This window comes from Pseudomonas sp. Irchel 3H3 (genome assembly GCF_900187635.1).
Taxonomy (GTDB): domain Bacteria; phylum Pseudomonadota; class Gammaproteobacteria; order Pseudomonadales; family Pseudomonadaceae; genus Aquipseudomonas.
The window spans coordinates 34,394-55,144 of sequence record NZ_FYEC01000033.1; the positions used below are offsets into that span (position 1 = coordinate 34,394).

Genomic DNA, 20,751 nt, shown 5'->3' on the forward strand with positions numbered 1-20,751 from the left:
TGGACAACGATGTGCAGGGCGCCGACCGAGTGATCACTGGTCCGGTGACGGCCGGCACGTTGGCAGGCGCCTATGGCCAACTGGTGCTGGCAGCGGATGGTTCCTATACCTACACCGTCGACCCGACCAGCCCGGCATTCCTGGCGCTCAAGGCCGATGCGCACGAAACCTTCACCTACACCCTGACCGACGCCGACGGCGACACCAGTACCGCGACCTTGACCCTGACCGTGCACAACAATGACGATCCGGTCGTGATCGACGGCCTGAACGTCTGCGGCGGTGAACTCACGGTTTATGAAAAAGCCCTCAGCGACGGCTCGACCCCAGGCACACCGGCACTGACCCAAAGCGGCACTTTCACCGTCACCGCGCTGGACGGCGTGCAGACCCTCACCGTGGGCGGGATCAATGTGGTGACCGCCGGCGTCACCGCCGACTTCCCGCAAACCTTCACCAGCCTGTTGGGCAACACCCTGACCATCACCGGCTATGACGCGGCGAGCGGCGTAGTGAGCTACAGCTATACCCTCAACGACAATGAGAACCACCCGACAGCCAACGGTGCCAACAGCCTCAGCGAACACTTCACAGTGACCGTGACCGACAGCAATGGCACCACCGCCAGCGATACGCTGGACGTCAACATCGTCGATGACCTGCCAACCGCCAGCCCCGATAGCGCCACGGTGGGCGAGGGCGCGACAGTGAACATTTCGGTGCTCGGCAACGACGTCAATGGCGCCGACGGAGCTGCCACGGGCGGCGCGGTGATCGGTGTGCGGGCGGGTGGCAATACGGCCACCTCGGCCCTCGGTGGCCTGGGCGATCAGATCCAGGGTGCCTACGGCTACTTGACGCTGGATGCCGCCGGCAATGCGGTCTACCACAGCACCGCGAACGGGGTCTGCCCGCCCGGGGCAACGGACGTGTTCACTTACACCATCCGCGATGGTGATGGCGACGAAAGCACCACCACGATCACCATCAATGTCACCGACAGCGGGTTGATCGCTTGCGTCGACGCCTGCCTGACGGTCTACGAAAAAGCCCTGGACCTCAGCCAGGACGGCCAGGACCTGGCCCCCGGCCTGGTCATCGGCAGCGACCCGACGTCCACTGGCGAAACCGCCCACGGTTCGTTGGTCGGCTCGGTCAGCGGTGGCAGCGGGGCGCTCACTTATACCCTGGTAGGCAGCGCCACCGGCACCTATGGGCAAATCCTGCTCAACCCCGATGGCTCCTACACCTACACCCTGACTTCGGCTCCGAAAACCGCCGGGGGCAACGACGGGCCGAACATTCTCACCGAAAGCTTCACCTACAAGGTCACCGATGCCCTGGGCAATACCGCCACCAGCAGCGTGGTGGTCAACATCGTCGATGACGTGCCCCGGGCCCAGCACTCCGAGCGTTCGGTTACGGCGGTGGGGATCGACTCCAACCTGCTGCTGGTGATCGATGTGTCCGGCAGTATGGCCGACCACTCCGGTGTCTCGGGGCTGTCGCGCATGGACCTGGCCAAGCAGGCCATCAGCGCCTTGCTCGACAAGTACGATGCCATGGGTGACGTGAAAGTGCAGATCGTCACCTTCAGCAGCAGCGCCACCGAGCAGACTTCGATCTGGGTCGACGTGGCCACCGCCAAATGGATCATTTCCACCCTGCATGCCGACGGCGGGACCAACTACGACGACGCCCTGGCTGCGGCCAAGCTGGCGTTCATCACCGAAGGCAAACTGGCCGGGGCACAAAACGTCGGCTACTTCTTCTCCGACGGCAAACCCAACGATGGCTGGGAAACCGGTCCGTCGGACGAGGCCGCCTGGAAGGCTTTCCTCGAGGCCAACGGGATCAAGAACTATGCGATCGGCCTGGGCGACGGTGTCAGCAGTGGCAACCTCAACCCGCTGGCCTATGACGGCAGCAACCATGTCAACACCAATGCGCAAGTAGTCACTGACCTCAACCAGCTCAACGCGGTGCTGTCCGGCACCGTGGGTGGTGCGCCGATCAGCGGCTTGCTGATGGGCGAGGGCGGTAGTTTTGGCGCCGATGGCGGCTTTATCAAGACCATCATCATCGAGGGCACCACCTACAGCTTCGATCCCACCGGCGACAACCACAAGGGCGCGCTGACGGTGCTCGAAGGCTTCAATCGCGGCACCTTCAACACCCTGGACAACAGCCTGAGCATTGCCACCACCAAGGGCGGCACCCTGGTGATCAACCTCGACACGGGCGAGTTCACCTACACCTCGCAGACCACCACCTCAGTGGTGCTCACCGAGCAGATTGCCTTCACCGCCAGTGACTACGAAGGCGACCTGGCCAGCCGCACCCTGACCATCAACATCCTGCCGAACGCGGCGCCGGTGGCGGTTGATGACCAGGTGATCACCAACGTCCTGTCGAAACACCTTGCGGTACCGGTTGAAGGCTTGCTGGCCAATGACACGGACGCCAATGGCGACCGCCTGAGCGCCACGCCCACCACGTTCAATACGGGCTGGATTGCCAAGGGCGAGGACTTTACCGGCAGCGGCGCGATCAACTTCGCTGGCCACCAGAACAACTTCGGCAACCGGAACCTGGCGGATGTGCGCAGTGCCTTCGCGGCGGACACCGCCGCGATGACCGCACTGCTGGTGATCAGTGGTTACCTGGGCCAGGTCAGCAACGGCAATGCCAACGATGAGGACTTCATCACCGTCACCCTGAAAAAGGGCGAGACCCTCAACCTGGACCACAACCTGGCGGCGGGGCACATCAGTCTGGAGTACTCGCTCAACGGTGGCGGGTTCCTCGGCATCGACAATCACAGCACCCTCAACGCCGCCGAGGACGGCACCTACCGCATCCACGTGAGCAACCTCAGCAATAGCAGCGGCAGCCACGTCAATGCCGCGGAAAACTATCAGTTGGACCTGACGGTCAACTACGCCGGCGCCCATGAAAGTTCGCCGGACTTTGTCGGTAGCTATACCGCCAGCGACAACCACGGCGGTAGCGACTCGGCCTCCGTCGGTATCTCCTACCAGGCAGGGCATACCCTGACCGGCACTGCCGGCGACGACGTGCTGCTGGCCGGTGGCGGCGACAACCTGCTGAATGCCGGCGACGGCAATGATGTGCTCACCGCCGGCAACGGCAATAACCAGTTGCATGGCGGGGCCGGCAACGACCTGTTGTTCAGTGGCCTGGGCAGCGACCTGCTGGACGGCGGTGATGGCATCGACACCGCCAGCTACGCCCATGCCAGCGCCGGGGTGGTGGTCAACCTCGGCTTGCTCGGGGCGCAGAACACGGGCGGGGCGGGCCTGGATACCCTGACGGGGATCGAAAACCTGATCGGTTCGACGTTCGACGACACCCTGATCGGTAACAGCAACGCCAATACCCTGACCGGCGGCCTGGGCAACAACACCCTGACTGGCGGCGGAGGGGCCGATACCTTCCAGTGGTTACACGGCAACAGCGGGCACGACGTGGTCACCGACTTCACCCTGGGCACTGACAAGCTCGACCTGTCGCAACTGCTGCAAGGTGAAGCCGCCACCTCGTCCTCGCTGGATGATTACCTGCACTTCAGCGTCACCGGCAGCGGTGCGTCACTGCTCACCAGCATCGACGTCAAGGCCACGATCGGTGCGCCTTCGACCCAGACCATCGACCTGGCGGGCGTCAACCTGGCCGAGCATTATGGCGTCACGCCGGGGGCCGGCGGAGTGATCGCCAGTGGGCATGATACGGCGACCATCATCAACGGCATGCTCAACGACCATTCGTTGAAGGTCGATACGGTCTGAGCGCAAGCGAGGGTCCAGGAGTGAGCACTCCCGGGCTCTCGATCCCCCTCACAACGGTTGCGGGTGCCCGATCAATCGGCCCATCGCGCCAAACAGCCCTAGTTCCTTGAGCGCTTGCAGTTCGCCTTGGGTCTCGACCCGTTCGGCAATCAGCGGCAGGTCGATGCTGTGGGTGGCGCGGTAGATGGCTTCGATGAACAGGCGCTTGTCGCTTTGCTCATCGATGGCGCGGATGTAGCTGCCGTCGATCTTCAAGTAAGCCAGGCCCAGTTGAGTCAGGTTGCCGATCTGGCTGAAGCTGCCGCCGAAGTGCTGCAGGCCGATGCGATAACCCGTGTCGCGCAGGCTCAGGCACAACTGGCGCAGGGCGTCGGGCGGTGGCAGTTGGTGTTCGTCGATTTCCAGGGTCAGCAACGGCGCCAGGTCCGGCAGGGCATTGAGGATGTCCTGGATGATGCGCAACTGTGCGGGGTCGCGCAGGGTGCTGCCGGACAGGCTCAGGGCCAGCGGCTGGCGATGTTCGGCGAGGTGTTCGAGGGTGTGTTCGAGCATCGCCAGGTCAAAGCGTGCGGCCCAGCCCAGGCGTTCGATCCAGGGCAGGAAGTGCCCGGCGGCAATGGCTTCGCCTTGCGGGTCGAGCAGGCGCGCGAGGACTTTGTGATGCAACACCTGGCGGGTGTCGGCGCATTGCACCACCGGTTGAAAGTACAGTTGCAGTTTGCCGTGGCTCAGAGCGTCGTCGATCCAGCTGCGCCAGTCGTGCTGGGTCTGGTGCTGCGGGGCGCTGGACTGTGCCAGGTACACCCACGGCCGCTCCGGTTGCAGTTGCGCCTGGGTCAGCGCCTGATCCAGGCGCATCAGCACGCTGTTGGTGCGCTCGCCGGGGACAAAGGGCACCACGCCCAGGTGCGCGACGGGCATGCAATCGCTGGCCCCCGTGAGGCGCAGGTTTTCCAGGGTGGCACTGATTTCCCCGGCCAGGCGTGTCGCCTCCTGGCTGTCCAACCCCGGGGTCAGCAGGCTGAACTCGCCGCCACGGTTGCGTGCGGCCAACCAGGCCCGCCGTTCGGGTGACTGGGTCAGGCGTTTGAGCAGTTGGCCGATGGTGGTGATCAGCGCATCGGTGTGCTGCCCGCCCAGGCGTTGGTTGAGACCGGCCAGGTCATTGATCCGGAACATCAGCAGGTGACCGGCGCTGCTTTGCTCGGTGACCAGCAGGCACTCGGCCAGTTGCTCGTCGAGCAAGCGTCGGTTGGCCAGCCCGGTGAGGTTGTCCTGGTAGGACTCGGCGCGCAGTTTTTCACTGCGCGCCGCTTCTTCGGCAAACAGGCCCTTGAGTTTCTCGACCATCTGGTTCATCGCCAGCATGACGCGCTTGAGCTCCGGGGTCCTGGGCAGTTTGGCAGTACTGAGGAACTCCCGGTTACTGATGGCCTGCGCCTGGGTCACCAGGGTGTCGAGCGGGCGCAATTGGCGGCGCAGCAGCCAGCCGCCGAACACCGCGCTGAGCAAGCCACACAGCAGCAACCAGAGCAGGCTGCCGAGGCTGCTGTCCCAGAGTTTGGCCAGGGCAAACTGCGGGTTGCTCTGCACTTCGACCCGGGCTACCTGTTCCCAGCCGCGCATGATCAGCGCGTCACCGCCCTGGGGGCGCAGGTCGACCAGCCTGACGAACCAGTGGGGCACTCCTTGGGTTGTGGCCGCGCTGCTGCGCTCGACTAGCAGTTGCTCGTCCTCGATGTTGACCACCCGGATACTGGCGAAGTAGCCGCTGTCAAAAATCGAGCTGACCATCAACTCGATCATCGCCGGGTCGTCCACCTGGCTGGTCAGCGACAGGCCGAGCGCCGTGGCGGCGTCCTGGGCGTGGGAGCGCAATTGACCGAGCATCTGCTCGCGCGAGCTCTCCAGGCTGACAAAAAAACTGCCGCTGAAGGCCACCAGCAAGAACAGGCAGATGGCCAGGAACAACTGTTTGAGTAGCGACATAGGACGCTCCTTGTTGATCGGCGATGTTAGCCGTCGCCCACGGCAAAACCTTCGGCCTGCATCTTCTGCAGCACATCCTGCCAGCGTGACAGGCGCTTGGCGTCGCCTTTGCGTTTGCCGCCGTCCGCCCCCGGCATGTACAAGCCTTCGGCATTGAAGGCGTACACCGGCAGCAGGTCCTTGCGGTTCGAGGCGGGGCGGATGTCGCTGATCAGGTTGTCGAGCACCAGCGGGTCGGCGCTGGGGGTGGCGTAGTAGGTCAGCACCATGTGCGCCTGATTGCGGGTCAGGGCCTTGACGTAGGTAATGCGCAGTTTTTCACTGGGCACGCCGAGGTTGCGCAGGCTGAAATATTTGGCCAAAGCGTAGTCTTCGCAGTCGCCGGCACCCTTGACCAGGGATTCGATGGGGGTTGCCCAATAATCAGTCTGGCGCCAGATGCGAGTGTCGTCGCGAAAGCTCAATTGCTGGTTGAAGAAGCGATTGACGGCGGTCAGCTGCTCGCGTTCGGGTTGTCGGGTTTCGCCTTGCAGCATCTGGTTCCATGCCTCGATCCGTCCCTGGGCGCTGCCCAGAGGGCCGTAGCGTTGCTCGGCCGTTTGCAGGATCTGGGCGAAATTCCAGTTCGCCCGGACATTGCCTGGCCCTGTCAGCCAAAAAACGCTCAACAGCAGCCATCCGCCGAGCCAAAGTCGGAGCGTTGACCATCCTGGGCGACGCCGACTGCGGGACATGTCTGGCTGCTCAAATGCAGATGGGTGAAGTCTAGGCGATATTTTCCGCGGGGCGGGCTCAGGTCCTGGGCAGGGTTTTCTGGCGCAGGATGTACACCGTCACCAGCACCGCGCTGGTCAGCATGAAGCCGCGAGCCCACGGCAGGGGCACCAGGTAGCACGACAGGCCGATGCTCAACCACATCAGGCCAATGGCGTAGACCTTGCCCTTGAGGGGAATACCATTGCCGTCCAGGTAGTCGCGGATCCAGGGGCCGAGGCGCGGGTGCTGCACCAGCCACTGGTAGAAACGCGGCGAACTGCGGGCAAAACAGGCGGCCGCCAGCAGCAGGAATGGGGTGGTGGGCAGGACAGGCAGGAAGATGCCGATCACTCCCAACGCTACGCTCAACCAGCCGATGGCCAGGAGCACGTAGCGCAGCATCAGGGAGCGGTTGCCTATGGGATCAGCCACAGGCAGGGACTCAGTGGTGACGAGGCTTGAGGATCGCCGGTTTTTCGTCAGGGGCGTTGCACAGCAGGTACAGCGCGGTCAGGGCTTCCGGGATCTGGACGATCATGTCGTCCATCAGGTTGGCGTCGGCGGCGATGTCGGAGAACTCCGGCTGCTCGTCGAACAGACCCGAACCGACCATGATCGGCAGGAGCATTTCGCTGACTTCGTCTTCGGCGGTTTCGAACCAGGCTTCTTCGCGCAGGAACACCCCTTCCATGAAGCCGATGCACCAGCCGCGCAGGTCGGAGTCGTCCGGCTCTTCGCCGAGGTCGAGGTCGCACGGCAGCTCGAATTCTTCATCGGCCGCCAGCTGGCGAGCGATGTGGGCCTTGAGGGCCAGCAAGGTCGCTTCGATTTCTTCGCGCTGGGCGTCGCTGCTGTAGTGCGGTTCTTCGGCGAACAGGGCGTCGATCCATTCGCGGTCCGGCACGGTTTCCGAACAGATCGACAGGGCGGTCAGATAGCCGTGGGCGGCCACGTAGTCCAGCGCCTCGTCATGCAGCTCGTCGGCGTCGAGGAAGGCTTGCAGGCGGGTTAGTTGCTCAGCGAAGGACATTAGGGGGGCTACCTTGGGAATATACGATGAACAATTCTAGGCGTTCTTGAGCGCTCAGGCCAGCCGCGCGGCGGATTTGCCCACAATCGGCAGCTGCTGGATAAGGATACGGGGCGATCAAAGGCGGCTATTCGTCAGTGGTGTCCATTGCCGGGCAGGGCTCGGGTATACTCGCGCGTTTTGCATGCCCTGCAGCTGCCCGCGCACTGCGGACAAATCCGCTAACGGATCTGTCCGTGAACTACTCGGTGTTTTGATCCAGCCTGCATCCAGGGATATTCAGCACCCATCGGAGTTTTCCATGCTCGAACAGGCTCAACGCGTCCTCAAGGACATCTTCGGCTACGACAGTTTCCGTGGCCGCCAGGGTGCCATTATTGAGCGCGTGGCCAGCGGTGGCGACGCCCTGGTTCTGATGCCTACCGGTGGCGGCAAGTCCTTGTGTTTCCAGGTCCCGGCCCTGTTGCGCGAAGGGTTGGCAGTGGTGGTTTCGCCGTTGATCGCCCTGATGGACGATCAAGTCGCCACCCTGGAAGAGCTGGGTGTGGCCGCGGCGTCACTCAACTCCACCTTGAGCGCCGAGCAGCAGCGTGACCTGGCGACGCGGATCAAGCGTGGCGAAGTGAAGATGCTGTACCTGGCGCCGGAACGCCTGGTCCAGCCGCGGATGCTGGCCTTCCTGCAGAGCCTGGAAATCGCCCTGTTCGCCATCGACGAAGCCCACTGTGTGTCGCAATGGGGCCACGACTTCCGTCGCGAGTACTTGCAGCTGGGCCAGTTGGCCGAGCTGTTCCCCAACGTCCCGCGTATCGCCCTGACGGCCACCGCCGACAAGCGCACCCGCGAAGAAATCGTCGACCGTCTGCATTTGCAGGACGCCGAACGATTCCTGTCGAGCTTCGACCGACCGAACATCTTCTACCGCATCGTCCCCAAGGAGCAGCCGCGCAAGCAGTTGCTGGCGTTCCTCGCCGAACGCCGCAGCGATGCCGGCATCGTCTACTGCCTGTCGCGCAAGAAAGTCGACGAAGTGGCGGTGTTCCTCAGCGAGCAGGGCTTCCCGGCGCTGCCGTATCACGCCGGCCTGCCCAACGAAACCCGAGCCCATAACCAGAAGCGCTTCCTCAACGAGGAAGGCCTGATCATGGTCGCGACCGTGGCGTTCGGCATGGGTATCGACAAGCCCAACGTGCGGTTCGTCGCGCACCTGGACTTGCCAAAGTCCCTCGAAGCGTACTACCAGGAAACCGGTCGTGGCGGCCGTGATGGCCTGCCGGCAGATGCCTGGATGGCCTACGGCCTGCAGGACGTGGTGATGCTCAAGCAAATGCTGCAGAACTCCGAGGGCGACGAGCGTCACAAGCGCCTGGAGCAGCACAAGCTCGATGCCATGCTCTCGCTGTGTGAAGAGACCCGCTGCCGCCGGCAGACCCTGCTGGCCTACTTCGACGAAGACATGCCGCAACCCTGCGGCCACTGCGACAACTGCGTCGACGGCGTGCAAACCTGGGACGCCACCGAACCGGCGCGCCAGGCGCTGTCGGCCATCTACCGGACTGGCCAGCGTTATGGCGTCGGCCATCTGGTGGAGGTGCTGCTGGGCAAGGACAACGAGAAGGTCCGCGGCGCCGGGCATCAACACCTGTCGGTGTTTGGCGTCGGCAAGGGGCGGGCGGAAGGCGAGTGGCGCTCGTTGTTCCGCCAGCTGGTGGCCCGTGGCCTGGCCGACATCGACCTCGAAGGCTACGGCGGCCTGCGCCTGAGCGACAGTTGCCGACCGCTGCTCAAGGGCGAAGTGACCCTGGAGCTGCGCCGCGACCTGAAACCGCAAACCACCGCCAAGAGCAGCTCCAGCCATGCCAGCCAACTGGTACGCGGCGAAGAGCGCGAACAGTGGGAAGCCTTGCGCGCCCTGCGGCGCAAACTCGCCGAAGAGCATGGCGTGCCGCCCTATGTCATCTTCCCGGACTCGACCCTGCTGGAAATGCTTCGCAGCCAGCCCGGTACCCTGGCGGAAATGGCCCGGGTCAGCGGGGTCGGTGCCCGCAAGCTCGAGCGTTATGGCGAGGCGTTCCTCGAAGTGCTCGGCGGCCAGGCGGAGGCGCCGAAAGTGGTGGCCGACCTGCGCCACGAACTGATCACCCTGGCACGCGCGGGCATGACCCCGCTGCAGATTGCCGGCCAACTGCAATGTTCGGAGAAAAACGTCTATACCCTGCTGGCGGAAGCCATTGGCAAACAGCAGTTGTCCCTGGAGCAGGCACTGGATCTGCCCGAAGACCTGTTGGGCGAAATCCAGGACGCGTTCCTCGACGGCGAGGGCGAATTGCCGCCGGTGGCAGAGATCGCACCGTTGTTTGTCGGTCGGGTGCCAGAGGGTGTCCTGTACTGCGTCCGCGCGGCCTTGCAGTCGGAATTCGAGATCTGAGCAGCACTTCGCAAGATGTAACGATTCAGTACAGAGTCACCCTTGCTTCGTATCAAGGGTCATGCTTAGCTGACTAATAATTAGTTTCACCCTATTTCAGTCTAATCATGAGTTCTTTATGTCGTTAACCGAACAACACCGTTTTGGCATGCAGTTGGCGCAAATGTCTCGTGGCTGGCGCGCCGAACTGGATCGCCGCCTTGCCGGGCTCGGTCTGTCCCAGGCGCGCTGGTTGGTGCTGCTGCACCTGGCCCGTTTCGAAGACGCGCCGACCCAGCGGGAATTGGCACAAAGCGTGGGTGTTGAAGGTCCCACCCTGGCCCGACTGCTCGACAGCCTGGAAAGCCAGGGGCTGGTGCAGCGCCAGGCAGTGGTGGAAGACCGTCGGGCGAAAAAAATTGTCCTGTGTGACACCGCCCGCCCGTTGATCGAACAAATCGAAACCATCGCCAACGCACTGCGCCAGGAACTGTTCGAGGGCGTGGACGAAGCCGAACTGGCATTGTGCATGCGTGTCCACGGGCGCATCCTGGCAAACCTGGAAAAACCCTGAGGCCCGGGGCACCCGCTCCTGATTAGAAGGTCTGCCCCAGGTTCATGTAGATCGCCTGTTCGTCATCGTCGTTGAACCCGTAGCTGAAGTTCAGCGGCCCCAGTGGCGTATCAAAACCCAGGAATATGCTGACGGCGTTGATGTAGCCGCTGTCGAACTCGTTGTCGTTGTTCCACGCCCGGCCGCGTTCCAGCGAGCCGCCGGCGTACAGCGGGAAGTCCAGTGGCAGGTAGGCGCGCGGGGTCAGGCGCCGGTAATAGACCGCCCGGGCCAGGCTGACGTTCTGGCCGGAGATCGAGTCCTCGCGAAAGCCCGACAGTTGCCGCGCACCGCCCAGCAGGAAGCTGGAAGTCACCACATTGGCCTGGTCCAGGGTGCGTCCGTAGCGACCGCCGAGGATGTAGGTGTCCGGGCCGAAGCTCAAGGCCTTGTCCAGTTTGAACTCCCACTGGCGATAGCGCTGGTCCGAGCCCAGTTCCGGCTCGAACTCACGGAATGACAGGCCGATGTCTTCACCCGCGTGGGGGAAGTAGACATTATCCAGCGAGTCGAACGAGTACTTGAGCTCATAGAACCCTTCATTGAAGCTTTCGCTGGGCAGGTCCTGGTCGCCGATACGCACGTCCGCCTTGCCCCAGGCCTCGCCGACCCCCAGGCGGATCTCGCCACTGTTGCCGATCTGCCGTCCCACGTTCAGGCCAAAGCCGTAGCGCTCCAGGCGATACTCGGCCACCGGGTCGTTGTCGAGGATGGCGTCGACGTTCTGCGACTCGATCGCCGCATAAGGCGCAATGAAGTAGCGCGAGCCCACGTCCAGGGGTTGGTAGAACTCACTGTACAGCTCCTGCTGGTCGCCGATCTGCACCCGGGTCAGCCACTCGGCGCCGAGGCGGTTGATGCCGTTCATGCGGTAACTGGCGCCGATGTTGAAGGCGCTGTCGCCTTCCATGTCGTCGGACAGGTTCAGCCCCAGGCGCAGGTAGTCGGTGCCGGTGCGCTTGCCGCGCGCACGGATCACCAGGGTGTTGTCCGCGCCCTTGTGGACCACCCGGTACTGCACCTGCTCGAAGTAATCCAGGCCATACAGGGTGCCCATGTCGGTCTGTAGCCGGCCCATGTCCAGTGGTTCGCCGATGTGCTGGCGGATGTAGTAGCGGATCACGTCATCGCCGACTTTCGAATCGTTTTCGACCTTGATCGCGGTAATGATCGGGGTGCGCTGACCGGGTGCGCGGGCGGCCGTCAGTTCGGCATCCACTGTGTCAGTGGGGCGCAGGCGGGCCAGGCGGGCATCGAGGATGCGCGTGGCGCGGTAACCGGCGTCGATCATTTCCTGGGCCTTGCCGAAGTCGGTCACGCCGAAGCTGGCCAGGGCCGGCTGGACCAGCACATCATCGGGGTGCAGGGTCGCCAGTTGTTCTTCGGAGTTGCTGCGGGTCATCAGGGTGATCGACTGGTTCAGCACATCGACCACGGTTGTCAGTTGTTTACGGCTGCGCAGCGGGGTGCCGATGTCGACCACGATGGCGATATCGACGCCCATCTCGCGGGCCACGTCCAGCGGGATATTGTCGGTCATGCCACCGTCCACCAGCAGCCGGCCGTCGAGTTCGACCGGGGCGAACACCGCCGGGATCGACATGCTCGCGCGGATCACCTGGGGCAGGTGGCCCTTGCGGAACACCACTTTTTCACCACTGGCAATGTCGGTGGCCACGGCGCGGAACGGAATCGGCAGCTTGTCGAAGTCACGGGTATCACTGGCGTGGGCCAGCAGGCTTTCCAGCAGCAGTGCCAGGTTCTGCCCCTGGATCACGCCCAGAGGCAGGCCGAGGCTGCCGTCGTCGCGAAAGCTCAGTTTCTGTTTGACCAGGAAATCGCGGTCGTCCTGTTTGCGTCGAAACGGCACGTCGGCCCGCGGCGGGGCGTCCGACAGCGCCTGTTGCCAGTCAATCCCCAGCGCCAGTTTTTCCAGCTCATCGACCTTGTACCCTGAGGCATACAGCCCACCGATCACCGCGCCCATGCTGGTGCCGGCGATGGCATCGATATGGATACCTTGTTCTTCCAGCGCCTTGAGCACCCCAATGTGGGCCAGCCCGCGGGCAGCGCCGCCGGACAGGACCAGGCCGATTTTCGGTCGTGGGTTTTCAGCCGCCACGACGCACAAGGGCAGTAAACACAGAAGCAGGCAGGACAGCAGGCGGCGCATCGGGTATCTCGGGTGAGCGGTAAAGGCGGCTATTATAGCGACGCCATCGAACTCAGGAGTCTCGCAAACCATGTCTGCCCGTAAACCGGAAGTGGTCATCACCTATTGCACGCAATGCCAATGGCTGCTGCGCGCCGCCTGGCTGGCTCAGGAACTGCTCAGCACCTTCAGTGACGAGCTGGGCAAAGTGTCGTTGGTGCCCGGCACCGGCGGGGTGTTCCAGATTACCTGTGACGACGTGCAGATCTGGGAGCGCAAGGCTGACGGCGGTTTCCCCGAAGCCAAGGTGCTCAAGCAGCGGCTGCGCGACCAGATCGATCCGCAGCGCGACCTGGGCCACAACGATCGCAGTTGAGCGACGCTCACTGGGCACTCGCCACCTGGCGGGGCTTGGGGCCGGTGCTGCGGCTGCCCAGCAGGCTGGAGGCTACGATGGCGATAATGATCAGCGCGCCTCCCAGGAGCATGCGCAGGCTGGGGTTTTCGTTGAACAGCAGCCAGGCCACGCTGATCCCGTAGACCGGCTCCAGGGCAAACACCACCGCCGCCGTGCGTGCCTTGATCACCGCCAGGCTGGCGACGAACAGGCTATGGGCCAGGCCGGTGCAGAACACCCCGAGCAGGCCGATCCACAGCCAGTCGAGGGCGCGAACTTCGCTCAGCCCCGGCGCGGCCACCGGCAACAGGCACAACGCAACCACCACGTTCTGGCACAGCGCCGCCTGCACCGGCGGAATGTGCCCGGCGCTGGCGCGGTTGGTCAGCGACAGCAAGGAGAACAGCAAGCCGGACGCAACCGACCAGAGCAGGCCGCTGGTGGCTTGGCTGGCCAGGTCGAAATCCGGGGTCACCAACACCAGGCCGATGCTCACCAGCAGCACCAGGAGGATTTCGTTGAGGCGAATCCGTTCGCGGAAAATCAGCCCTTCGAGGATCACGGTAAACGCCGGGAAGCTGGCGAAACCCAGGGTGGCAATCGCCACGCCGGCAACCTTGACCGCAATGAAGAAACTCACCCAGTGCCCGGCCAGCAACAGGCCGCTGAGCAACAGGCGGCGCAGATCCCGGGCCTGCAGTTGGCGCCAGCCGGTGCTGCTGGCGAACCGCGCAAAAAATGCCAGGGCGAGCACGGCAAAGGTCGCGCGGCCGAAGACGATGATGGCGGGGGAGGCGGCGGCGAGTTTGCCGAGGACACCGGTCAGGCCAAACATCAGTGCACCGATGTGCAGGGCGCCAAGGGCGGAACGGGGAGTCATTTCAATCCTTAAACAGAAGAACGCAGTCGTGCTATTGAAGCGCGCCAGGTGCGGGGCTGTCTGTCGCCAGACTCGCGTTTTCTAGCGCCAGCCTAGCGTTCGTTCACCGTGCGTCGCAACGCGCCGGGGGATGAGCCGAATTCGCGCAGCACCGCAGCGGCGAACGCGCTTTGCGAGGCATAGCCGACCCGGCAGGCGACCTCACCGATGGGCAGCGCGGTTTCGCGCAGCAACTTGACCGCGATATGCAGGCGCCGACTGCGGATATAGTCCATCGGGGTCTGCCCGCACTCGGCGACGAACCGGGCATGCAGCCGGGCGCTGGACAATCCTGCGATTCGGGCCAGGTCAGCGACTTGCAGCGGGTAGGCGGCGTACTGGTCGATGTGCCCATTGAGGGCGGCGTAGGGCAAGCGTTTGCTGGCGACCTGGTGTGGCGCCGCACTGTTGAGACTGGCCAACAGCAAAATCGCGCCTTGCTGGGCAATCAGCGGATCCTGCACCGGACTGCTGGCCAGCCAGCTCACCAGTTGGCTCTGCCCGGCATCGAGCGGCAGCCGGCCCGGGGTGTCGAGCAGGCGCCGACTGGCCTCGGCGTGCTCACCCAACGATTGCACCAGCCATTGTTCACTTGGCACGTCGAGCACCAGGCAGCGGCTGCCTTTCGGGCTGCCGCAGGCATGATGGGCGCCTTGGGGGATCACCACAAAACTCTGTTGCTGCACTTGGCTACCCTGGCCGCCGACCTCGAAATCGAGTGCGCCCGACAGGCCGAACACCAGTTGTGCGTGGTCGTGGCTGTGGACGATCAGGTCGTGGCTGTATTGGCGTAGCGTGAGGATCGGTCTCATCACGGTCTCCTGGGCAGGACCGCAGTTTACACCGGCTGGGTCCTGTTCCGGGCTGTCATCGGATTGGCGTATTTGTGTCATGGGTCATTAATCGCTGCGGTGCAAGCTTGCGAAAACTCTCGCAGAGGTTGCCCATGACCCGTGCCGAACTCGCCAAGCCCAGCCGTAAACAACGCGTGCGCACCTTATGGATCTCCGATGTGCACCTGGGCACCCGGGATTGTCAGGCCGAGCATCTGTCGCAGTTTCTCAAGGGCTATCACGCCGACAAGGTGTACCTGGTCGGCGACATCATCGATGGCTGGAAGCTGCGCAGCGGCATGTACTGGCCCCAGGCGCACACCAACGTAATCCGGCGCCTGCTGACCATGAGCAAGCGTGGGACCGAGGTGATCTATGTCACCGGCAATCACGACGAGTTCCTGCGGCGCTACTCCCGGTTGATCCTGGGCAATATCCAGTTGGTGGACGAGGCGATCCACGTCACGGCCGATGGGCGGCATCTGTTGGTGATCCATGGTGATCAGTTCGACGTGATTACCCGTTATCACCGCTGGTTGGCGTTCCTCGGGGACTGGGCCTACGAACTCACCCTGACCCTCAACCGCTGGCTCAACCACTGGCGTGCCCGGTATGGCTACGGTTACTGGTCGTTGTCGGCGTATCTCAAGCACAAGGTCAAGACGGCGGTCAGCTTTATCAGCGATTTTGAACAGGCGATTGCCCACGAGTGCGTCAAGCGCGGGCTGCACGGGGTGGTGTGCGGGCACATCCACCACGCCGAGATCCGCAAGGTGGGCGAGGTGGACTACCTCAATTGTGGCGATTGGGTGGAGTCCTGCACCGCGCTGATCGAACACTGGGACGGCACGATCGAACTGTACCGCCTGGCCGATGCCCAGGCGCGCGAGGCCCAACTCAATGCCATCAAGGTCGCCGAACCGGCCTGACCCCGCTCGTTGTCTGTAAACAACCCAGTCACCGTGGGAGCGGGCTTGCCCGCGATGAGGCCGGCACATTCACCACCGAGGGGGCCTGACACACCGCTATCGTCGGAACGCCGCCCGGAGCAAGCTCGCTCCTACGGGATTGGGTGTATGAAAAATCCGCGAGCCTCCAAAACCCTGTGGGAGCGGGCTTGCCCGCGATGAGGCCGGCACATTCATCACCGGGGGGCCTGACACACCGCTATCGTCGGAACGCCGCCGGAGCAAGCTCGCTCCTACACCATCGCCGCGCTGTAGATGGAGTTTTTTGGGTGTGCGAACAAGCGTTCCATCATCGGCTCGAAGAAGCTCAGGGGCAGGGTGTCATAGCTGGGGTCAAACGCCGCGGCGTCGTACTTGGCGCAGAACTCGATAGTCTGGCGGTACTGCGGGTGTTCGCTGAACTGCTCGCGCAGGTGTCGGTCCATGCCCAGGTGATGGAAGAAGTAGTAACCCTGGAAGATCCCGTGCTGTTCCACCATCCACAGGTTCTCGGCACTGACAAAAGGCTTGAGGATGGCCGCGGCAATGTCCGGGTGGTTGTAGCTGCCGAGGGTGTCGCCAATGTCGTGCAGCAGCGCGCACAGCACGTACTCCTCGTCACGTCCGTCGCGCCAGGCTCGGCTGGCGGTTTGCAGGGAGTGGGTCAAGCGGTCCACGGGAAAACCGCCAAAATCACCCTCGAGCAATTTCAGGTGCGCCACGATCCGGCCTGGCAACTGCTTGGCGTAGGCGCTGAAGTCGGCCGCGATGATGCTCCAGTCTTCCTGCGTACCGTCTTTCATGTGGGTGAAACGGGCGTGGGCATTCATCGGCTATCCTCTTGTTCTCTTGCCGGGATGAGTCTGAGTGTAAAGCCTGGCTGCGGGCGCACAGTGGCCGCGCAGGACGGCTTGATGGCCCGGCGGGCCTAGAACGGCACCTTGCCGACGATCATGTCGCGGTACATGACAAAATCGCCGAGCAGGCTGTAAAGCGGGTGCTGGAAGGTCGCTGGACGGTTCTTCTCATAGAAGAAATGCCCCACCCAGGCGAAGCTGTAGCCGGCCAGTGGCAGCGCCAGCAATAACAGGAAAGCGCCCTTGGCAATGGCCAGGGCAAAAATGAAAATCACCAGGGTGGTCCCGATAAAGTGCAGTCGTCGGCAAGTGCTGTTGCTGTGTTCGTCGAGGTAATAGGGGTAAAACTCGGCGAAGCTGTTGAATCGTCTGACGTTTTCCACGACTGCAATCTCTGTGAAGGACGGTATGGCCAAGCGGATGTGCAACGGGCAGCTTAATTGAGTCTAGAGTGATCATTGGCATCGGCCAGTGACAATAGGCGCCACATTAGTATCCTTGGGAAATCGGCCGTGAAACGCGACTTATCAAGTAAGAAAATCCCATGAGCGAACGAACGACTTCTGCAAGCTGGGCGATGGGGATTGTCAAGGCACTGGAAATGGACGGCCTGGATTGCCGGGCCCTGTTCCAGCAGCTGGGGCTGGACTTTGCAGCGCTGGACGATCCCGATGCGCGTTTTCCACAGGACTCCATGACCCGGCTCTGGCAGCTGGCGGTCGAGCTGTCCGGCAATCCGGCGATTGGCCTGAACATGGGCAAGGTGGTGCGCCCGGCGTCCTTTCATGTCGCCGGCTATGCATTGATGTCCAGCCAGACCCTGGCCGAAGGATTTCAGCGTCTGGTGCGTTATCAGCGGATCATTGCCGAAAGTGCTGACCTGAGCTTTCGCCTGCTACCCGAAGGTTATGCACTGATCCTGACGGTGCACGGCGACCATCTGCCACCGACCCGGCAAAGCGCCGAAGCCTCGCTGGCCTGTGCCCTGGGCCTGTGCGGCTGGCTGACCGGACGCACCTTGCAACCGCGCAAGGTGCTATTCCAGGGCGCGCTGCCGCTGAACCTCGCGCCCTACAAGGAAGCCTTCCATGCCCCGCTGGAATTTGATGCGCCCTACGATGCGTTGATCTTCGAACGGGCAGACATGGAGGCACCGCTGCCTACCGCCAATGAGGCCATGGCGGTGCTGCATGACCGGTTTGCCGGTGAATACCTGGCGCGATTTTCCGAAAGCCGGGTGACCCACAAGGCCCGGCAGGTGCTCTGTCGCCTGTTGCCCCAGGGCGAACCCAAGCGCGACACCGTGGCGCAAACCCTGCATCTGTCCCAGCGCACCTTGCAGCGGCGCCTGCAGGAAGAGGGCACGAGCTTTCAGACGCTGCTCGACGATACCCGCCGCGAACTGGCCGAGCAGTACCTGGCGCAACCGAGCATGACCCTGCTGGAAATTGCCTACCTGCTGGGGTTCGCCGATCCGAGCAACTTCTTCCGTGCTTTCCGCCGCTGGTTCGACAGCACACCCGGCGAATACCGGCTGCGCCTGGTCGACTCGCCGAAAGTCCTCAGTGACGCCAGAACGCCGGAATACACAGCACAAACACGGTGATGATCTCCAGCCGCCCGAGCAGCATGCCCACCGAGAGAATCCACTTGGCGGCATCGGGCAGGGTGGCGAAGTTGCCGGCCGGGCCAATGGTTTCGCCCAGGCCTGGGCCTACCCCGGAAACGGTGCTGGCCGCGCCGGTCAGGGCGGTCATCCAGTCCACGCCGAGCAGCGACAGCAGCAGGGCGATGACGCAGATGGTGATGGCGAAAAAGAACGAGAAGGTCAGGATCGAACGCACGATCTCTTCATCGAGGCGGTGGCCGTTGTACTTCTGCTTGATCACCGCACGCGGGTGAATCAATTGGTTAAGGTTGGCCTTGAGCAGGATATAGGCGACCTGGAAACGAAAGATCTTGATCCCGCCGGCGGTTGAACCCGAGCACCCGCCGACAAAACCCAGGTAGAAGAACAACATCAGCGAGAAGTTGCCCCACAGGCTGTAGTCCCCCAGCGCAAAGCCGGTGGTAGTGACCACGGACGTGACGTTCAGCGCCACGTGGCGCAAGGCGTCGAGCCAGTGCAGGTTGGTGGTCCACCAATACCAGGTCCCCAGGACCAGCCAGGTAACCAGCAGCATGCCCAGCAGCCCCTGGACCTGTTGGTCCTTGATCAGCGCCCGGCGATTGCCGCGCAAGGTCGCCACATACAGGGTGAACGGCAGGCTGCCGAGAATCATGATCACCACTGCGACCCAGTGCACCGCCGGTGCGGTCCATTTCGCCAGGGACTGGTCGGAGGTGGAGAAACCACCGGTGGAAATCGCCGACATCGCGTGGTTGATGGCATCGAACGGCGTCATCCCAGCCCACCAGAACGCCAGGCTGCCAAGAATGGTGATCCCGACATAGGCGGCAACGATCAGGCGCGCCACCATGTGCGAGCGCGGCATGACCTTTTCCGAGCGGTCCGAGGATTCGGTCTGGAACAGCCGCATGCCACCAATGCGCAGCAGCGGCAGAATCGCTACTGCCATGCCGATAAAGCCGATCCCGCCCAGCCAGTGCAACAGCGAGCGCCACATCAGGATGCCCGGAGACATGTTGTCCAGGCCACTGAGTACAGTCGCGCCGGTGGCGGTGATGCCGGACATGCTTTCGAAAAACGAGTCGGTGTAGCTGATGTGCTGGGTCAACAGGAACGGCAGCGCCGCAAAGATACACACCACTACCCAGCTGGAGACAGTCAGCAGGTACATGTCGCGCGGGCGCAGGTGCACATGCTCGGGGCGCCCGGGGATGACCAGGGCCAGGCCGGCAAGAAAGGTGATCAGGCTCGACCAGAGGAACGAGGGCAGGTCGTTGGTGCGTTCGTAGATCACCAGCGTCGCCATCGGCACAACCATGCTGATAGACAGGGTGATCAGGAAGATGCCGATGATGAAACCAATGATCCGTAAGGTCGGCAACGCCATGAAGTCCGCTCGGGCTGATGTGGGAGGGCGCCATTCTACCTGCGGGGCGGGGCATGTAAACCGGCATCCGGTGGGCACTTACCGCTAGAATAGCCAAACTTTTTTTCAGGAGGTGGCCGATGCAGGCTCTCGACGCTTTGCTCAACCGTGTTTCCGTTCCGCGTTTGCTTGATCCGGCACCGACTGCCGAACAACGCGAAGTGCTGTTTGGCGCCGCCATGCGCGCGCCGGATCACGGGCATCTGCAGCCGTGGCGTTTCTTGACGGTCGAAGGTGAGGCACGCGAGCAATTGGGCGAGATCCTGGCCCAGGCCGCGCTGTTGCAGGATGCCGAAGCCCCGCAGGCGGTGGTGGACAAGGCCCGCAACGGACCGCTTCGAGCACCATTGGTGGTCGTGGTGATTGCGCGCTTGCAGGATCACCCCAAGTATCCGAAATCCGAACAGTTGCTGGCAGCGGGCTGCGCGGCCCACGGGATTTTGTTGGCGGCCTATGCCCAGGGGATCGGCGCGGTATGGCGCACTGGCGAGCTGGCGTACTCGGCGCACGTGGCCAAGGGCCTGGGCCTGGCCGAGGGGGAGGAGGTGATTGCCTTCCTGTACCTGGGTACCCCGCAGAAAGAACCGCGGGTTGCCGAGAAGGTCGACCTGTCGCAGTTTGTCAGCGCCTGGTCGGTCCAGGGCTGAACAACGCCTCTAGCCAAGCCCCTGTGGGAGCGGGCAGTCGGGGTGTTGGATTAGGCCGAGTACATATCCATTTTTGCGGTAACGGCCTCCTATGGTTCCGCTTTTACAGCGGCTCACTTTTGGAGGAGCCCAAAAGTAAGCAAAAGGCTCTTGCCCCACCACTCGGCACCTCGCTTAGGCTCGGTGTGCCCTCACGCAGGCTTGAATCCGTGGGCCGCCGCCACGCGCCATCCATGGCGCGGGGCGGCTAACCCGGCGTCCTGCCGGGTTACCCACGGCTTCAAGCCTGCGTTCGGCCAGCGTGGTTAACGGGGCGCCCAGGATCAAAAGCCAGAGCCA

17 protein-coding genes are annotated in these 20,751 nt (G+C 63.2%); 7 read left to right on the forward strand and 10 right to left on the reverse strand.

Going from position 1 to position 20,751, the window contains the following annotated elements; genetic code table 11:
* The coding region (locus CKW24_RS24305) for an Ig-like domain-containing protein (protein ID WP_143501287.1) at positions 1-3,809 on the forward strand (3,809 nt) is incomplete at its 5' end.
* A gap of 48 nt (positions 3,810-3,857) precedes the next feature.
* On the opposite strand, the gene lapD is transcribed toward CKW24_RS24305, so the two are convergent.
* The 4 genes from lapD to CKW24_RS24325 are packed head-to-tail and all read right to left on the reverse strand — an operon-like array spanning position 3,858 to position 7,584.
* Positions 3,858-5,798 (reverse strand): cyclic di-GMP receptor LapD, encoded by a 1,941-nt coding sequence (gene lapD, locus CKW24_RS24310; RefSeq protein WP_095170949.1) that lies wholly within the window; start codon positions 5,796-5,798, stop codon positions 3,858-3,860.
* 26 nt (positions 5,799-5,824) lie between these two features.
* Positions 5,825-6,532: a cysteine protease LapG gene (gene lapG / locus CKW24_RS24315; protein ID WP_095170951.1), complete on the reverse strand. Its 708-nt coding sequence runs from the start codon at positions 6,530-6,532 to the stop codon at positions 5,825-5,827.
* Between the two features lie 58 nt (positions 6,533-6,590).
* A complete protein-coding gene (locus CKW24_RS24320) occupies positions 6,591-6,956 on the reverse strand; it encodes a YbaN family protein (RefSeq protein WP_162530221.1) in 366 nt (121 codons plus the stop codon).
* A 40-nt stretch (positions 6,957-6,996) separates the two neighbouring features.
* On the reverse strand, positions 6,997-7,584 hold the full coding sequence (locus CKW24_RS24325; protein ID WP_095170955.1) for a YecA family protein: 588 nt from the start codon (positions 7,582-7,584) through the stop codon (positions 6,997-6,999).
* A gap of 301 nt (positions 7,585-7,885) precedes the next feature.
* On the opposite strand from CKW24_RS24325, the gene recQ reads away from it, so the two are divergent.
* Entirely contained in the window at positions 7,886-10,012 is a 2,127-nt protein-coding gene (recQ, locus tag CKW24_RS24330) for a DNA helicase RecQ (RefSeq protein WP_095170957.1), read from the forward strand.
* Positions 10,013-10,130: 118 nt separating this feature from the next.
* On the forward strand, positions 10,131-10,565 hold the full coding sequence (locus CKW24_RS24335; RefSeq protein WP_095170958.1) for a MarR family transcriptional regulator: 435 nt from the start codon (positions 10,131-10,133) through the stop codon (positions 10,563-10,565).
* Positions 10,566-10,587: 22 nt separating this feature from the next.
* Here CKW24_RS24335 and CKW24_RS24340 read toward each other — a convergent pair whose 3' ends face one another.
* Complete coding sequence (locus tag CKW24_RS24340) at positions 10,588-12,777, reverse strand: patatin-like phospholipase family protein (RefSeq protein ID WP_095170960.1); 2,190 nt, start codon at positions 12,775-12,777, stop codon at positions 10,588-10,590.
* A 70-nt stretch (positions 12,778-12,847) separates the two neighbouring features.
* Here CKW24_RS24340 and CKW24_RS24345 point away from each other — a divergent pair, with 70 nt between their 5' ends.
* Positions 12,848-13,132, forward strand: a complete 285-nt coding sequence (locus tag CKW24_RS24345) for a SelT/SelW/SelH family protein (protein ID WP_095170962.1) — start codon at positions 12,848-12,850, stop codon at positions 13,130-13,132.
* 7 nt (positions 13,133-13,139) lie between these two features.
* On the opposite strand, the gene CKW24_RS24350 is transcribed toward CKW24_RS24345, so the two are convergent.
* Both CKW24_RS24350 and CKW24_RS24355 read right to left on the reverse strand, forming a co-directional pair.
* Positions 13,140-14,033, reverse strand: a complete 894-nt coding sequence (locus CKW24_RS24350) for a DMT family transporter (protein WP_095170964.1) — start codon at positions 14,031-14,033, stop codon at positions 13,140-13,142.
* A 92-nt stretch (positions 14,034-14,125) separates the two neighbouring features.
* Positions 14,126-14,884 (reverse strand): AraC family transcriptional regulator, encoded by a 759-nt coding sequence (locus tag CKW24_RS24355; RefSeq protein ID WP_095170965.1) that lies wholly within the window; start codon positions 14,882-14,884, stop codon positions 14,126-14,128.
* A 134-nt stretch (positions 14,885-15,018) separates the two neighbouring features.
* Between CKW24_RS24355 and CKW24_RS24360 the strand changes: the two genes are divergently transcribed.
* A complete protein-coding gene (locus CKW24_RS24360) occupies positions 15,019-15,834 on the forward strand; it encodes a UDP-2,3-diacylglucosamine diphosphatase (protein ID WP_095170967.1) in 816 nt (271 codons plus the stop codon).
* A gap of 272 nt (positions 15,835-16,106) precedes the next feature.
* Here CKW24_RS24360 and CKW24_RS24365 read toward each other — a convergent pair whose 3' ends face one another.
* The gene (locus tag CKW24_RS24365; protein ID WP_095170969.1) at positions 16,107-16,682 is read right to left on the reverse strand and encodes an HD domain-containing protein; all 576 of its coding nucleotides are present in this window, start codon (positions 16,680-16,682) and stop codon (positions 16,107-16,109) included.
* Between the two features lie 98 nt (positions 16,683-16,780).
* Complete coding sequence (locus CKW24_RS24370) at positions 16,781-17,092, reverse strand: DUF962 domain-containing protein (protein WP_095170978.1); 312 nt, start codon at positions 17,090-17,092, stop codon at positions 16,781-16,783.
* 161 nt (positions 17,093-17,253) lie between these two features.
* Here CKW24_RS24370 and CKW24_RS24375 point away from each other — a divergent pair, with 161 nt between their 5' ends.
* Entirely contained in the window at positions 17,254-18,315 is a 1,062-nt protein-coding gene (locus CKW24_RS24375; protein ID WP_095170971.1) for an AraC family transcriptional regulator, read from the forward strand.
* On the opposite strand, the gene CKW24_RS24380 is transcribed toward CKW24_RS24375, so the two are convergent.
* On the reverse strand, positions 18,272-19,726 hold the full coding sequence (locus CKW24_RS24380; protein ID WP_095170972.1) for a TrkH family potassium uptake protein: 1,455 nt from the start codon (positions 19,724-19,726) through the stop codon (positions 18,272-18,274). The two genes, CKW24_RS24375 and CKW24_RS24380, sit on opposite strands and share 44 nt — an antisense overlap.
* Positions 19,727-19,845: 119 nt before the next feature.
* Here CKW24_RS24380 and CKW24_RS24385 point away from each other — a divergent pair, with 119 nt between their 5' ends.
* On the forward strand, positions 19,846-20,412 hold the full coding sequence (locus CKW24_RS24385; protein WP_095170974.1) for an NAD(P)H nitroreductase: 567 nt from the start codon (positions 19,846-19,848) through the stop codon (positions 20,410-20,412).
* The last annotated feature ends 339 nt before the right edge of the window (positions 20,413-20,751 follow it).

Coding starts and splice junctions, on each gene's coding strand:
- CKW24_RS24335 (WP_095170958.1), top strand. CDS start 10,131: ATGTCGTTAACCGAACAACACCGTTTTGGCATGCAGTTGGCGCAAATG.
- lapD (WP_095170949.1), bottom strand. CDS start 5,798: ATGTCGCTACTCAAACAGTTGTTCCTGGCCATCTGCCTGTTCTTGCTG.
- CKW24_RS24320 (WP_162530221.1), bottom strand. CDS start 6,956: ATGCTGCGCTACGTGCTCCTGGCCATCGGCTGGTTGAGCGTAGCGTTG.
- CKW24_RS24360 (WP_095170967.1), top strand. CDS start 15,019: ATGACCCGTGCCGAACTCGCCAAGCCCAGCCGTAAACAACGCGTGCGC.
- CKW24_RS24365 (WP_095170969.1), bottom strand. CDS start 16,682: ATGAATGCCCACGCCCGTTTCACCCACATGAAAGACGGTACGCAGGAA.
- CKW24_RS24375 (WP_095170971.1), top strand. CDS start 17,254: ATGAGCGAACGAACGACTTCTGCAAGCTGGGCGATGGGGATTGTCAAG.
- CKW24_RS24340 (WP_095170960.1), bottom strand. CDS start 12,777: ATGCGCCGCCTGCTGTCCTGCCTGCTTCTGTGTTTACTGCCCTTGTGC.
- recQ (WP_095170957.1), top strand. CDS start 7,886: ATGCTCGAACAGGCTCAACGCGTCCTCAAGGACATCTTCGGCTACGAC.
- CKW24_RS24385 (WP_095170974.1), top strand. CDS start 19,846: ATGCAGGCTCTCGACGCTTTGCTCAACCGTGTTTCCGTTCCGCGTTTG.
- CKW24_RS24345 (WP_095170962.1), top strand. CDS start 12,848: ATGTCTGCCCGTAAACCGGAAGTGGTCATCACCTATTGCACGCAATGC.
- CKW24_RS24380 (WP_095170972.1), bottom strand. CDS start 19,726: ATGGCGTTGCCGACCTTACGGATCATTGGTTTCATCATCGGCATCTTC.
- CKW24_RS24325 (WP_095170955.1), bottom strand. CDS start 7,584: ATGTCCTTCGCTGAGCAACTAACCCGCCTGCAAGCCTTCCTCGACGCC.
- CKW24_RS24350 (WP_095170964.1), bottom strand. CDS start 14,033: ATGACTCCCCGTTCCGCCCTTGGCGCCCTGCACATCGGTGCACTGATG.
- lapG (WP_095170951.1), bottom strand. CDS start 6,532: ATGTCCCGCAGTCGGCGTCGCCCAGGATGGTCAACGCTCCGACTTTGG.
- CKW24_RS24355 (WP_095170965.1), bottom strand. CDS start 14,884: ATGAGACCGATCCTCACGCTACGCCAATACAGCCACGACCTGATCGTC.